Annotated in this window: 11 protein-coding genes; 3 read left to right on the top strand and 8 right to left on the bottom strand. The window is 67.3% G+C overall.

Features of this window, described 5'->3' with window-relative positions; translation table 11 throughout:
* Positions 1-46: 46 nt before the first annotated feature.
* Entirely contained in the window at positions 47-613 is a 567-nt protein-coding gene (locus tag NS2_RS26790; RefSeq protein ID WP_045439018.1) for a hypothetical protein, read from the bottom strand.
* 10 nt (positions 614-623) lie between these two features.
* On the bottom strand, positions 624-1,619 hold the full coding sequence (locus tag NS2_RS36310) for a fascin domain-containing protein (RefSeq protein WP_063865069.1): 996 nt from the start codon (positions 1,617-1,619) through the stop codon (positions 624-626).
* A gap of 294 nt (positions 1,620-1,913) precedes the next feature.
* Between NS2_RS36310 and NS2_RS26780 the strand changes: the two genes are divergently transcribed.
* Together NS2_RS26780 and NS2_RS36305 are read left to right on the top strand one after the other, a co-directional pair.
* The gene (locus NS2_RS26780) at positions 1,914-4,925 is read left to right on the top strand and encodes an alpha-mannosidase (RefSeq protein ID WP_033090114.1); all 3,012 of its coding nucleotides are present in this window, start codon (positions 1,914-1,916) and stop codon (positions 4,923-4,925) included.
* Between the two features lie 37 nt (positions 4,926-4,962).
* On the top strand, positions 4,963-5,235 hold the full coding sequence (locus tag NS2_RS36305; RefSeq protein WP_155239670.1) for a hypothetical protein: 273 nt from the start codon (positions 4,963-4,965) through the stop codon (positions 5,233-5,235).
* A gap of 541 nt (positions 5,236-5,776) precedes the next feature.
* On the opposite strand, the gene NS2_RS26770 is transcribed toward NS2_RS36305, so the two are convergent.
* The 4 genes from NS2_RS26770 to NS2_RS26750 form a co-directional block, all read right to left on the bottom strand.
* Positions 5,777-6,622 (bottom strand): SDR family oxidoreductase, encoded by an 846-nt coding sequence (locus NS2_RS26770; RefSeq protein ID WP_052086861.1) that lies wholly within the window; start codon positions 6,620-6,622, stop codon positions 5,777-5,779.
* Between the two features lie 1,498 nt (positions 6,623-8,120).
* Positions 8,121-8,471, bottom strand: coding sequence for a hypothetical protein (locus NS2_RS26760; protein ID WP_033090116.1), 351 nt, complete (start codon positions 8,469-8,471; stop codon positions 8,121-8,123).
* An 89-nt stretch (positions 8,472-8,560) separates the two neighbouring features.
* Positions 8,561-8,818, bottom strand: a complete 258-nt coding sequence (locus tag NS2_RS26755; protein WP_033090117.1) for a hypothetical protein — start codon at positions 8,816-8,818, stop codon at positions 8,561-8,563.
* A 105-nt stretch (positions 8,819-8,923) separates the two neighbouring features.
* A complete protein-coding gene (locus NS2_RS26750; protein ID WP_033090127.1) occupies positions 8,924-10,291 on the bottom strand; it encodes an ABC1 kinase family protein in 1,368 nt (455 codons plus the stop codon).
* 309 nt (positions 10,292-10,600) lie between these two features.
* On the opposite strand from NS2_RS26750, the gene NS2_RS26745 reads away from it, so the two are divergent.
* Positions 10,601-12,151: an acyl-CoA carboxylase subunit beta gene (locus NS2_RS26745; RefSeq protein ID WP_033090118.1), complete on the top strand. Its 1,551-nt coding sequence runs from the start codon at positions 10,601-10,603 to the stop codon at positions 12,149-12,151.
* Positions 12,152-12,166: 15 nt separating this feature from the next.
* Here NS2_RS26745 and NS2_RS26740 read toward each other — a convergent pair whose 3' ends face one another.
* A complete protein-coding gene (locus tag NS2_RS26740; protein ID WP_235263993.1) occupies positions 12,167-13,573 on the bottom strand; it encodes a lipase family protein in 1,407 nt (468 codons plus the stop codon).
* Positions 13,574-13,762: 189 nt separating this feature from the next.
* Positions 13,763-14,596: an acyl-CoA thioesterase domain-containing protein gene (locus NS2_RS26735; protein ID WP_045439015.1), complete on the bottom strand. Its 834-nt coding sequence runs from the start codon at positions 14,594-14,596 to the stop codon at positions 13,763-13,765.
* Positions 14,597-14,652: the final 56 nt, after the last annotated feature.

Here is a 14,652-nt window from a genome sequence, read left to right as displayed (position 1 = left end):
CGAGCCGCGTAAGCCGCTGCGGCACAGCGGCTTACGGCGGTCGATGTCAGGCGGGCGGGTTGGTGTTGTGTGCCAATTCGGCCAGCTCGCCGAGGAACTGATCGGCCGGAACCGGTTTTCCTTCCTTGCCGATCGGTGAGGGCTCGAGTGGTACCAGCAGGTCGCCGGTCGGCGAACGCAGCCACAGCGCCATCAGATAGAGAGCGGGGATGCGCAGCAGGCGCAGTTCGTAACCGGCCTTCTCGAGCTGGGGCAGCTGGCGGACGATCTCGAGGGCCTTGTCGGTGCCGAGCACGAACGGGCCCTCGGTGAACTGCGAAACCTCCTGGTTCCCTTCGGAATCCGGTGTGGTCTCGGCGCTGGCGATGATCTGTTTGCCGTCGGTGACGAGGTAGCGCCAACCCACCGAGTGGGCGCGGTCAAGGCCGGCACCGGCGGCGAGGTCGCCGAGTCCCATGGTGAAAACCTCATGGGGCGTGGACAGTTCGAGTTGGTCCTTGCGGGTGGCGCGCAGTGCCTTGGTCGAGAATTTCCCGCCGTCTGCTAAGGCGTGCAGCCTGCCCTTGATCTTGTCGGGTACGTCGGCGGGCGGCTCGGGCAGATGCAGTGGCATGGTGTGCTCCTCAGCGCTTGGTCTTGTAGGAATGGGTCCAGGTGCCGCTGCCCTGGTATCTGGTGCGGAAGACGTCGTCGGTGACGTCCGAGTCGCCGTACCAGGGGTCGGCGACGCTGACGTACTCGACGGCATTGGAGACGAAGCGCCCGCGCAGCGCCATGAAATGCCCACCGCCGCCGGACCATCCGACGCGGGCGCCGACCGGCAGGGCATTGGTGAGTTCGGTGCCGAGTTGCAGGGTGGTCATGGGGCCCATGATCTGGTTGAAGTGCCCCACCCGTTGCAGCGCGCGGTCGAGGTACCAGGGCTGATTGCAGACGCCGGTCGAGGCCGCCGCACCGCAGCAGTCGTTCCGGCCCATCTCCCCGTTGACGACCGTGCACTGCGTCCAGGGGGTCGCGGCGTCGAAGTAGGCGGCGACGCTGGCCGAGGTGGCGGCCCAGCACCATTGGGTCTGCTGCTGGCGCTGGATCTGGAAGTCCAGGCGCTGGTCGGCCAGGGCGAGAACGAACTTCTCGTAGGTGCCGCCGTCGGCGGCGAACTGGCAGTTGACCGTACCGCCGCCCGCGCCGCTGGTCGCGGTGACGCCCGTGCCGTTCAGTCGCAGGAAGACCTTCGGGAAGGCCATCGATTCGAAGGAGAACGTGCCGTCCGGCTGCGGACTGGCGTGGAATCTCTCGTAGGGACCCGGACTGCCGTACTGGCAGTTGACCTTCCCGCCGCCATTGTCGGTCTGGGTACTGACCCCGCTGCCGTCCATACGCAGGACGACGTTCGGAAAGGCGACCGACTCGAAGGCGTACGAACCGTCGCTCTGCGGGCGGACCCGGAATCGCTCGTAGGATGCGGCGTTGTACTGGCAGTTGACCGTACCGCCGCCCTGGTCGGTGGCCGCGGTGACCCCGCTGCCGTCCAGGCGGACGTACACGTTCGCGAAGGCCGTCGACCGGATGGTGATCGGGGTGTTCCCCAGGTTGGCGAGGTCGGCTGCTGACAGTGGCATGATGAGCCTTCTTCCGTCCGGAATATCCGGTGCCCGGCTCGGATCATCGTCCGCCGGCGGTCATTTCGGCCGTGCCGGCCGGATGAGTTCGGTCCAGAAGAACGGTATCGCGCGCACCGCCTCCACGGCCCCGAATCGGACATTCGGCCCGGCGCAGCTGGAGATCGAAACCGGTTGGCTTTCAACGTCTTTCGCGATCTCCGACGTGGCTCCGACCAGGGGCTCACCGGCTCCACTAAAGTTGGACACCGAACGGTTCGTTACGCACGCCGACGTCCGAACGGAGCCACCGTCATGCACGATGATCGCCGGTTGATCGAAGGTCGGCTCGGGCGGGTGCTCGGGGAGCGGATCGTGCCCGCGATCTATCCCGAGTCGGTGCCGCTGCGGGCGTCGACGTGGGTCTCGCCGGGTGAACCGGTCAGCGTCGCGGAGGGCCTGGCCGCGCCGCGGACTCCGGTCGAGCCGGGGGCGCGGTGGGGTGCGCCGTGGGGCACCAGCTGGCTCACCGTCGAGGGGACAGTGCCCGCGGAATGGGCGGGCAAAACCGTCGAGGCGATCATCGACCTCGGGTTCGACAGCGGAATGACCGGGTTCCAGTGCGAGGGGCTGGTGTATCTGCCCGACGGGTCGCCGGTGAAGGGGCTGCATCCGCAGAACCGGTGGGTTCGGGTGGCGAGCCCGGCGGTCGGCGGCGAGCGGGTGCACTGGCACGTGGAGGCGGCGTCGAACCCGGCGATCGGGTTCTTCGCACCGACCGGACTCGGGGACCTGGAGACGGCCGGGTCCGAGCCGCAATATCGTTTGGGCCGAATGGATCTCGCCGTCTTCGACGAGCAGGTGTGGAATCTGGTGCAGGATCTCGAGGTGCTCGGCGAGCTCATGCACGAGATGCCCGAGGATCCGGCGCGGCGCTACGACATCGTGCGGGCCATCGAACGCGCACTCGACACCATCGACCTGCGGAACGTCAACGGCACCGCCGGGGCGGCGCGCGCCTGTCTGACGGATGTGCTGGCCGCACCGGCGATTCCGTCGGCGCACCGCATTTCCGCGGTCGGGCACGCGCACATCGACACCGCCTGGCTGTGGCCGCTGCGCGAGACGGTCCGCAAGGTGGCGCGGACGGCGTCGAACATGGCCGCCCTGCTCGACGACGAGCCCGACTTCATCTTCACGATGTCCCAAGCGGCGCAATACGATTTCCTCAAACAGCATCAGCCCGAGGTGTACGAGCGGGTCAAGGCGGCGGTCGCGGAGGGGCGGTTCGTACCGGCCGGCGGCATGTGGGTCGAATCCGATACGAATATGCCGGGTTCGGAGGCGATGGCGCGGCAGTTCGTCCACGGCAAGCGGTTCTTCCTCGAGGAATTCGGCATCGAGAACGAGGAGGCGTGGCTGCCCGACACCTTCGGTTTCGCGGCCGGACTGCCGCAGATCATCAAGGCCGCCGGATCCAAATGGCTGCTCACCCAGAAGATCTCGTGGAGCCAGACCAATCAGTTCCCGCACCATACGTTCCTGTGGGAGGGCATCGACGGCACCCGGATCTTCACGCATTTCCCACCGGTAGACACCTACAACTGCTCGATGCAGGGACGCGAGATCGCCCACGCCGCACGCAATTTCAAGGAGAAGGGGCGCGCCTCGCGGTCACTCGCACCGACCGGCTGGGGTGACGGCGGTGGCGGTACCACGCGGGAGATGGTGGCCAAGGCCGCCCGCATGCGCGATCTCGAGGGCTCGCCGAAGGTGGTGTGGGAGACACCGGCCGAGTTCTTCACCGCCGCGCAGGCCGAATACGAGAATCCGGCGGTGTGGGCGGGCGAACTGTATCTGGAACTGCACCGGACGACCTTGACCAGTCAGGCCATGACGAAGCAGGGCAATCGGCGCAGCGAACACCTCCTGCGCGAAGCCGAGTTGTGGGCCGCGACCGCGGCGGTCCGCAAGGGCGCCGAATACCCGTACGAGGAGCTGGACCGTATCTGGAAAACGGTGCTGCTGCACCAGTTCCACGACATCCTGCCGGGCTCCTCGATCGCCTGGGTACATCGGGAGGCCCGCCAGACTTACGCGCGCGTCGCCACGGAATTGTCAGCCATCATCGAGCGTGCGCAATGGGTACTCGGCGGCGAGGCGTCGGGCCCCAACACCTTCAACCCGACCCCGCATTCGTGGCGTGGAATTCCGGCCGGTGGCGCGGGCCCGGAGCAGCCGGGCCGACCCTCCTCGATCACCGCGAGCACGGACGGCGGCTTCGTCCTCGCCAATGATCTGCTGCGAGTCGAGGTGGACGCACGCGGTCTGATCGTCTCCCTGTACGACCTCGAACACGACCGCGAGACCCTCACGCCCGGCGCGCCCGCGCATCTCCTTCAACTGCACCCGGATCTACCGAATTCCTGGGATGCCTGGGACGTCGATCTCTTCTACCGCAACCGCGTCACCAACCTCACCGACATCGACTTCCTCCAGCCGGACGCGGACCCGACCACCGCCACCCTCCGCCTGGGCCGAACGTTCGGCTCCTCCACCCTCGAGCAAACCCTCACCCTCCGCCCCGACTCCCCCGCCCTCGACATCACCACCACCGTCGACTGGCACGAAACCGAGAAGTTCCTGAAACTCGCCTTCCCCCTGGACATCCACGCCGACCGCTACGCCTCCGAAACCCAGTTCGGCCACCTCTACCGCCCCACCCACACCAACACCAGCTGGGAATACGCCAAATTCGAGGCCTGCAACCACCGCTTCGTCCACCTCGCCGAACCCGGCTACGGCATCGCCCTCACCAACGACTCCACCTACGGCCACGACCTCACCCGCACAGTGCGCCCCGACGGCGGCACCACCATCACCCTCCGCCCCTCCCTCCTGCGCGCCCCCCAATTCCCCGACCCCCACACCGACCACGGCAAACACAGCTTCCGCCACACCGTCATCCCCGGCACCTCGATCACCGATGCCGTCCGCGAGGGCTACCGAACCAACCTCCCGCCCTTCACCCCCGGCGTCGCCGACGCGGTCTCACCCCTGTTCACCCTCGACAACGACGACGTCGTAACCAGCACCGTCAAACTCGCGGACGACGGTTCCGGCGATATCGTCATCCGCCTCTACGAAGCCACCGGCGGCCGCGTCACGACACTGCTGACCCCCGACTTCGCGTTCACCGCTCACCGCCGATGCGACCTACTCGAACGACCGCTCCCCGAGGACACGACCGCCACCGCGGAAGGGCCGGGAATCCGCCTGCGCCTGCGCCCCTTTCAGCTGATCACCCTGCGCTTCGCGCGCGGGTAGCTATCCGGCCCTCGTCGCCGAGGCCATAGGAGTTGCCGTGACCGTTTCCGTCGTCGTCGGCGCCACCGTCGTCGTCGGGACAACCGTGGTCGTAGGTGCAACCGTGGTCGTCGGTCTCGCGGTGGTTGTGGGCGTGGTCATGTCGATGACGTCCGGGATTCGACCGCCGCCCAGGAACGGCACCGATGTCGCCGTCGCGGGCGGAGTCAAAGGAGCACTGCGGTGGCTACCGCAGCCCGTGATCACAGCCACCACCACCGCACCCACGCCAATCGTGATCTGCCGCTTACCCACGTTCCACCCTCCCTGATGAATTCGCCACCGGACGCACCGATTCTGGTGCACCCGTGCCGCCGCCACACCCCGAAGATCAATATCGCGAGCGCACAACCTGTTTCAGCAGTCCGCGACCGCCCCGATCAGCACGGCCCGGTCGAGACTTCAGCGGGGCTGGGGCGGGGTGATTGTGCTGGGCGAGGGTGGAACCGGCTGGATTGTCGGCGACAGGGGGATGATGATCGGTTCCTGGTTGATCCGCCATAGCGGGGAGTGGGGTGACTCAGAGGGGTACAGCATGAAGGCGATGAGGATGAGCTCTGACGCGACCAGGTAGAGCCCGCCCAGCAACAAGGGCACCTTACCGAATTCCCTCCGGAGCGAGGCACATCGACGAGGGTTCGGATCTACGGTCTCGGCGGTCATGCCCGATCTCCATCGCCATTCGGTTCCCGCCCATGTAGCGCCGCACGGCGGACATCATTACCGACACTCACTCGCCGACGACAGGTTCACCTGTCGTCGGCGAGGACGTACCGGATCGGCGGCTGATCATCAACCAGGCCCTTGGAAGTTCAGAACCGGTCGCGGATTCGGCGGTGGTAGCGGTCGCGTTGGGCAGGATCGGGGTCGGTGAAGACGGCGCCCCAGCCGAGGGCCTCGGAGGTTTTCACGCGGAGCTTGAAGGGGAGCATCCGGGTAGAGGCCAGTAGGAGGCCGAGGGATTTGGGGACTGTGATGGTGCGGGCGTCGGATTCGACCGCGGTGACGATGGCGGTGGCGACGTCCTCGGGTTCGCGCACGGAGATGCGGCGGGCCCAGCGGGGGACCTCGGTGCCGGCGGAGAGTTCGGTGTTGATGAAGCCGGGGAGGACGGTGGTGACGCCGATGCCCTTGGGATGCAGCTCGCGCCAGAGGGCTTCGGTGAAGCCGATGACGAAATGCTTGGTGCCGCAGTAGGTTGCGAGGCCCGGTTCGCCGGTGACACCCGCGAGAGAGGCGACGTTCACGATGTGGCCGTGGCCCCGGGCGGTGAAGCGGTGGGCGGCGAGGCGGGAGCCGGTGGTCACACCGCGGATGTTGATGTCGATCTGACGGTCGGTCAGGGCTGGGGGTGCGGCGAGGTATTCGCCGGTCGGCATGATGCCGGCGTTGTTGACCAGGATGTCGAGATCGCCGAGGGCCGCCTCGGCCGAGTCCAGGAACGCAGAGAAGGATTCGGCGCCTGTGACATCCAGGGGCAGGCCTACCACCGGGTGACGGGAGGCCGCTTCCACTTCATCGGCCGCGATCTTGGCGAGTTCGGCATCGAGGTCGCCGATCGCCACTTTCGCCCCGGCTCGCGCGAAGGCTTCCGCCGTAGCCCGCCCGATTCCACGCGCACCCCCGGTGATCGCAACCACCCTGCCGGACACCGAAATTCTGCTCATGACCGCTCGATTCGTCGGAGATCCCCCGACTCAGTGTCGCGCGGTCGGACTCGTCATGTCGCGGTTTCGAGCAGTTCTCACCCATCCCGATCACCCCATCGGTTCGAATTTGCCGACCAGCTCCGGATCGAATTCGATACCGAGGCCGAGCCGGGTGGGAACGTGGTGGAAGCCGTGCTGGACGCGCTCGGCGGAGACGGGTCCCCTACCACCTGCGCTGGTACGAGGAGCCCGGTGCTACGCGGGCATGCGGCCCGACCGCGACATCCTCCAGTTCGCCCTGCACATCGCCGCGGCGCTGCATTTGGGCGGCAATGAGTCCTATCCCGGGAATTCCAGCCCACGGGCGGCTTCGCCGACAATGCGGTGATCGAGCACAGCCGAATTCGATTGTCGGACACACCGGGAATCGGATTCGAGGACAAGGCGAAGCTGCACAACGTCTTCCGGGCACTGCACGACTGACCAGTACCGCACGAATCGAGCCGAAGGCCGAAAACCCGTGTCCCACAGCGGACATGGGTCTTTCAGTTCGAGCGGACGTAGTTGAAACGCCTACCGTTCTCATCCAGTGAGCCGAAACTCACGACCTGCGTTCCCGGCGCCGGACATGTGAATACAACACTTTTCACCATCGAGGTCGCGGCACCACTGTCGGTCATGCGCATAGCGGCGGAGAATCCACCCGATGGAACGACCGCGTAAATGCCCTCCCCCCGGCCCAGTCGCGTACTTCGAAAGCCGATACCGCCCGCTCCGTCGAAACTCAGCACGTTCGACGCATCCTCGGCGGCGGCGAATTCCCCGCGATAGTCCCCGAGCCCCGCACCACACGGCCCGATACTCGCGCCCGGCGGCGCCTCAGCGGTCACCGCGGCGCAAAACGCCAGTGTAAGGGCCGCTCCGGCAGCCATCCGAGAACCCGATCCAGCAGTCATACCGCTCCCTCCCGAGCAAGTCCCACCCGAGCAGGAGACCGCAGAACCGAACGAAACCACCGTAGACACGCCCGTTCGTTATCGAAACGTGTGCTGGCACAGTACATAACACAACAATCTGAAAACATCTTGTTCCGACCGATTAGTCTGCTTGCCTCGCAACCGAATTCACGCTCCTGTACAGATGATCAGCAGGTCGCGACACTCCCGGGCACGCGGGAATCCCACCAATTGTGTTGAGCTGGTTCTACCGTCGTTGAGCATGACACGAAAGAAAGCCATCGGCCTGCTCGTCGGTGTGTTCGTTTGTGCCACCGTATTCACCTTGAACCCCTCCGCGGCATGGGGCTCCGGCGAAATCGGGGCGCCCCCGGCGGCCCCCGGCGCCACACCCCGCGCCTCCACTCCCGCCGGCGGCGGCGGTGTTCCGCCGGCTCCGGAAAGGATCGTTCCGGTACCGCCGCCCAGCGGTGGTTTCCTCTGCCCCACCCCGTGACGAATTGCTTCGAGGAATCCCGAAAAATTAACTCCGAGAACGTAAGCGAGAATGTTCAGGCAGCGATCGCGGACGACAGCCCGCGCAGCGTGGCCTGAACATCCTCGACATCGACCACCAGGCGGGTGAAATCCGAGCCCGCCAACTCGATCCGCACGGCCCGGCCGTCGAATCGCGTATCCCAGAATTCCTTGCGACCCTTGCCCCGGAAGATCCCCGCGGCGATCACGCCCGGGAAGAAGGTCCCCGGCGCCCGCACCCACGGCGGGCGCAGATCCACCGGCGCGGGCGCGATGCTCTTGACCTGCGACAGATCGAAACTCACATGGTCACGCAAGGCCAGGAAGCGATGTGCCCCGGTGACCCGCACGGTCACTGTGGTTCCGGTGACGTCCAATTCGACCATTCCGCACCTCACACGCTCGCCCGACACTGTTCTCCATCAACAGTGCCGGGCGAGTCTGTTCGTAGCCTGAAGGTTTCCTGGCCGTTCGCTCAGGCTTTCCCGCCCAGCTCGGCGACCAGTGCAGCGGCCTGCGACTCGGAGTCGGCGGACAACTGCGCGGCCTGCGCCTTCGCGCTCTTGCACAGCTGGTCGATCTCCGCCTTGGTGAGCTGCGGAAAATCCTGCCGCTGCTCGGCGATCTCCGCGTGGGCCCGCACCGAGGCGGCCCGGATGGCGCGCTCGGCCCGGGTGCGGGCCTTGTCCAGGTGACCGGCGATCAGATCGGCGAGGACATTCTTGTTCGTCATCGTTGCTCTCCTTCATCGGGTGCCGGGTTCGGTTCCGGGTGATGAGAGGAACGATGACGGTCCGCGCCGACAGCGCACCGACAGTGCGCTGACGGCTGCGATCGGTCAGTCCGGGGGCAGGGTGAGGCCGTTCTCGGCGACCTTGGCGGCCACCTCGGCGGGGAAGATATTGCGGAACAGGTACAGGTCGCGGCCGAGCTTCCAGCCGGGGGCCAGCGCGACGGCGTAGCGCTCGAAGTAGCCGAGCTGCTTGCCCATCATCACCAGCTGTTGCGGCCCGGAAGCCCCGCGGCGCTTGCCGAATTCGAGCAGGCGGGCCGAGACCACGCCCAGATCCAGCTTGTCCAGGCTGCCCGAGAGCACCGGCCCGAGCGCGACCGCGAGCTGGCGGCCGATGGTGGCGTCGTCGCCGCTGTCGTCGGCCACCAGGTCCAGCTTGCGCAGGGCGCGGGCGACGGGACGGAAATCGTTGTCGATGGAGCTGGCGAAGAACAGCGCGCGCACGAACTCGCGCCACTCGGTCTCCATCCGGCCCACGATGCCGAAATCGAGCATGGCGACCCGGCCGTCGTCGAGCAGCCACAGGTTGCCCGCGTGCACGTCGCCGTGGAAGAGCCCGTGCACCGCAACCGATTCCATCCAGGCCTTGACCAGGCGGCGGATCAGCAGCTCCGGTTCCGGGTGCGCGGCGCGGATATCGTCGAAGCGGTCCAGCGGCATGCCGCGCATACGTTCCATGCATAGCACCCGCGGCGCACAGTAGTCCCAATACACCTCGGGCACAGCCACATTGGTGTTGTCGCCGAAGGCCGACAGGTGCTCGCGGGCGCGACTCTGATTATCGGCCTCGATGAGGAAGTTCAGTTCGGCCACGGTGGCCTCGTACAGATCCCGCACCACCGCTTGGGCATTGGCGACGCGCGCGTTCTCGAAGCGCTTCTCCATGGCGCGCGCCAGCCGCATGGCCGCGCGCAGATCCACGATCATCCGCCGGGCGATCGCGGGCCGCTGCACCTTCACGACCGCGGGGCGGCCGTCGGCCAGCACGCACGCGTGCACCTGCGCGATGGACGCCGCCGAGAGCGGTTCGTCGTCGAACTCGAGGAACAACTCCGAGATCGGCCCGCCCAGATCGGCTTCGATGATGGCGCGGGCGTCCGCGGCCGGGAAGGGCGGCACGTCGTCGAGGCAGCGCAGGCAGGCATCGGCCAGCTCGCGCGGGAACGCGCCCGGCGAGGACGCGATGAGCTGGCCGAGCTTCACGAACATCGGGCCCAGCGTCTCGAAGCCGTCGACGACGCCCTCGGCCGCGGCGCGCTTGCGCTTGGACGGGCGCAGCCCGCCGCGCACCACGCTGCTCACGACCGAGCCGCCCAGTACCGCACCCACAATGGCGGTCCGCCGCCATTCCGAGAACCCGAAGGTGTCCAGGTCGGGCCTGATCACCTCGGGCGTCCCCGCTCGCACAGTCATAGGTGAGCTCACGGGCCGCAGTGTATCGCTGACCACGTCCGGCTTCGCGTCATGGGCGGGCCGAATGATCATGCGAAACACCGGCCGAGGTCACGCCGATGCACCGCCGAGCGCTCGCACCGATCGGGAGCGGGTCTGCACGCCCAGGTAAGCGGCCATTCACCCCGTTGGGAGGGGGCAGGTTACCCGGGCGTTCAGTAGTTGGTAACTCGACACGCACGGTACCGTGGGCGGTCGAGTCGCGATCCGGCTCGACGCGGGCGCGATCGGGCCCGAACCTGATGTTGGCGGAAAGGCAAGACCGAGGTAATGACGGGTACAGCGGAAAAGCTGGCGGAACTGCGCAAGCTCCTGGAGATCGCCGAAGAACCCACCGGTGAGAAGGGCATCCAGAAGCGTCTTGCCAAAGGCGTCGCCAGCGCCCGAGAACGGGTCGACATGCTGCTGGACCCGGGCAGCTTCGTCGAAATGGGCGCGCTCATGCGCTCGCCCGGCAACCCCAACGCCCTCTACGGCGACGGTGTGGTCACCGGTCGCGGCATGATCGACGGCCGCCCGGTCGTGGTGATCTCCCACGACTCCGGCGTGCAGGGCGGCTCGGTCGGTGAGACCTTCGGCCGCCGGGTGCGCCTCGCCATGGAATTCGCCTACAACAACGCCTGCCCGGTCGTGGTGATCAACGACTCCGGCGGTGCCCGCATTCAGGAGGGCGTCACCGCGCTGGCCTGGTATGCCACCATGTGCCGCCTGCAAGAGGATCTGTCCGGCTACGTGCCGATGGTCGCGGTCATGTTCGGCAAGTGCGCGGCCGGTTCGGTGTACGGGCCGGTGAATATGGACGTGCTCGTCGCCACCGACGACTCGTACATGTTCGTGACCGGGCCCGAGGTCATCAAGGGCATCACCGGCGAGGAGATCAGCGCCGAGGAGCTGGGCGGCGCGGCCGTGCAGGCCCGCAACGGCCTGCTGCACCACGTGGCCAAGACCGAGGCCGACGCCCTGGCCTGGGCGCGCGAGTACCTGAGCTACCTGCCCAGCAGCTGCCTCGAGCAGCCGCCGATCGTGAACCCGGGCCTCGAGCCCGAGATCACCGATTCCGATCGCGAATTGGACCGGATCATCCCGGATTCCGATCGGCAGGGCTACGACATGCACGACGTGCTGCTGCGCATGTTCGACGACGGTGCGTTCTTCGAGATGCAGGCCTCGGCCGCGCAGAACCTCATCACCGGGTTCGCCCGCGTGGACGGCCGGCCGGTGGGCGTCATCGCCAATCAGCCGATGGTGCTGGGCGGCGCGCTGGACGCGGCCTGCTCGGACAAGGGCGCGTACTTCATCCGGCTCTGCGACGCCTTCAATATCCCGCTCGTCTACGTGGTCGACACCCCCGGCGTGCTGCCGGGTGTCGAGGAGGAGCGCAACGGCGTCATCAAGCGCGGCGGGCGCATGTTCCGCGCGCTCATCGAGGCGACCGTGCCGATCGTCACCATCGTGACGCGTAAGGCGTACGGCGGCGGCTACGCGGTCATGGGCTGCAAGGAACTCGGCGTCGACATCAACTTCGCCTGGCCGACCGCCCGTATCGCGGTGATCGGCGCGGACGGCATGGTGACCGTCACCGGTAAGAAGACCCTCGCCGCCACCCCGCCCGAGCAGCGCGCGGCCGTGCGCCAGCAGATGGTCGACTTCTACAACGCGCTGCTCGACAACCCGTGGGTGGCGGCCGAGCGCGGCTACATCGACGCGGTCATCGAGCCCTCGGCCACCCGGCTCGAGATTCGCAAGGCACTGCGCCTGCTGCGCGAGAAGGGCGCGGTCCGCAAGCACAACCCGCGCAAGCACAACCTGTTCCCGATCTAGAACCGTTGCCCGCGTTCAACATTCGTCGGGCGCGGGCACACCTTGCAGGCGCTGGTCCAGCCAGGTCAGGGATTCGGGGTAACCGGTGACCGCGCCGATGAAGTGTTCGCCGAACACGCTGCGGTACACCGCTTTCACACCGAGCGAGCACTGCTCCCGATAGAGGTTCTTCGCACCGATCGCCGGTACCCAGAACTCCTGCTCGCCGTTGTAGATGAACAGCGGCACCGGCGATTTCCTGCCGTCCATACGGGTGACGCGGTAGATCTCCTGTGCCAGATCGCTGTCGAGCGGATCGGGGATATCGGCCGCGAGGTCGATGGGCAGTTGCAGGACGCCGGGAACCGCGAAGATCTCGCCGCACTGACTGTTGAGGACCGACACCGCCGCCCACTGTGCGAGATGGTTCATGCGGGCCAGGATTTCGGGGCGCTCGCGGCCGATGCCGAAGACCGCACCCAGGAAGACCCCCGAGGCCAGGTTGGCGTTCATGGAGTGCGCCAGCAGGCTGAAGTCGGCGGGGACACCGCCCAGGGCCGCGCCGACCACCGCGGCGGTCAGCTCGGGGGCGTACTCCGACATCAGTTTCACCGCGCCATTGGTCGCGATCGCGCCGCCGGAGTAGCCGATCATCCCGAACTTGCTGTCCCCCAGCTCATCCGGCAGCTGATAGCGCACGGCGCGAATGGCGTCGAGGATGGCGTGCCCGGCCACGATCGGGTCGGCGTAGGCCATGCGCGGGCCCTCGTGGTCGGTGATCAGCACCGCGTAGCCGCGCAGCAGCGCCAGCTGAGTGGTGGGCAGGATGTAGCCGGTGAAGTTGGAGGCCCGCGAAAAACCGTGCGCCATGGTGTAACTGGGGTTGCAATCGCGGCCCAGTGCGTCGCTGGGCAGGTTGTTCACGACCACCGGCCGCTCCCCCGTTCCGGTCCAATTGCCGGTCGGCAGAACCAGACTGGCGATGGCGTAGGACGCCTGATCGTGAGAGTCGTTGGTGCGGTACTTCAGTTGCAGCACCTGACGCACGGGCACGATGAGAGTCGGTGCGGCGGTGGCCGTCACGTCACGGACCGAGACGATGCCGCCGGGGTCGTAACCCTCGAGCCGCGTGGGCCAATCGTCGACGAAGGAGTCGCCGATGGCGGCGGGCATGGCCGCCGCGCGCAGCGCCGCCAAATCCGGTGACAGCTCGGCGGTGTCGACCAGTGGCGAGTTCGCCGGAGCGGGCGCGAGCGCCGGTGCGGGGATCAGCTGATCTATCCAGCGCTGAATGTCGGGCAGGGAGATGCCGGGCGGCCCCGGCGGAATCTGACCCGGGATATCCCCGGGCGGTTGCGCGAATGCCGGTGCGGTACCGTAACCGATGATCGCGCAGCATCCGATCATCAAGGCACCGGCGATATTTCGCAGGTGACGCAGCACAACACCCCCACGGATCAGTTTTGTCGGCGGTCGGGCAGCTCCTCATCTCTACGCGCGCCCGAGCCTACTGGGACGGCCCGATCCGACACCGCGGACTCGTCGGTTCGAAGCCACATCGAGACCGGTCCGTGCCCAAACCCGCGCAATCCCTGCCCCAACCGGCGCGACGGGTGCTCCAACGGCCGTCCTTCAGCTCCGGCGGCGCATCACCATGTCCAGCTGGGCGTTGCTGATCTGGCGTCCGGCATTGGACAGCGAGGTCACCATGGCGCTGCCGAAGGACCCGGTCCGGTCGAACAGGGTGGCCACGCCCACCGCCATGCCGCGCTCGCTGAAATGACTGTCCGCCTCGACCCCGATCTCGGTGCCCACGGGCAGCCGCGAAAGGCCCAGCGTCATATCGGTATTGATGAACCCGATGCCCTTGTCGCCCCAGTTGGTCATCATGCTGGTCGCCTCGGCCACCAGCGCGACCCGCACGAACGGGGTCAGCTCTTCCCCGGTCACCACGCGAATCGGGTTCTGCCAGGCGCGCTTCCGGTGGTTGTTCTCGTGATCGCTGGGCACCGAGTTCCACAGCGGGTCGTCCTCGCCGCTGTCGAACAGCGGCACCTGCGGCAGCGGCGAGGGCGGTGCGAGCTCGAGCGCGGGCGGCTGCGGCTCGCGGTCGCGACGCCACAGCTCCCCCGGCGGCTGCTCGGCGGGCTGCAGCAGCACCACCGACGCCCGTGCCGCCACGGTGCCGCCCTGCACCACACTCACGTCGGCGACCCGGATGCGCCGCCCGTCACGCACCCGCACGCTCGGCGTCGTGGTGTGCTCGAATCGGGCCGCGCTGAACAGATCCACGGTCAGCCGCACCGGCACGAAGCCGTCGGTGGCGTGCGCGCGCTCCAGCTCGCGGGCCAGCAGACCGGTCAGGGCCGGGCCGACCACCTGCGCCTTCGACCATTCGCTGGCCGCGTGCGGGGTCGGGACGAACCCGCCGTCCACCTCGTCGAAATACGCGGGCACGTCCACCACGGCACCGGCTCCCGTCCACTCTGGTTGATCAATCCACTGTTTCCAGAGCTAATACT

The sequence above is a fragment of the Nocardia seriolae NBRC 15557 genome (assembly GCF_007990715.1).
In the GTDB taxonomy this organism is placed as follows: domain Bacteria; phylum Actinomycetota; class Actinomycetes; order Mycobacteriales; family Mycobacteriaceae; genus Nocardia; species Nocardia seriolae.
The sequence above is the reverse complement of the archived record's forward strand: the minus strand, read 5'-3'. Positions and strand labels throughout refer to the sequence as shown.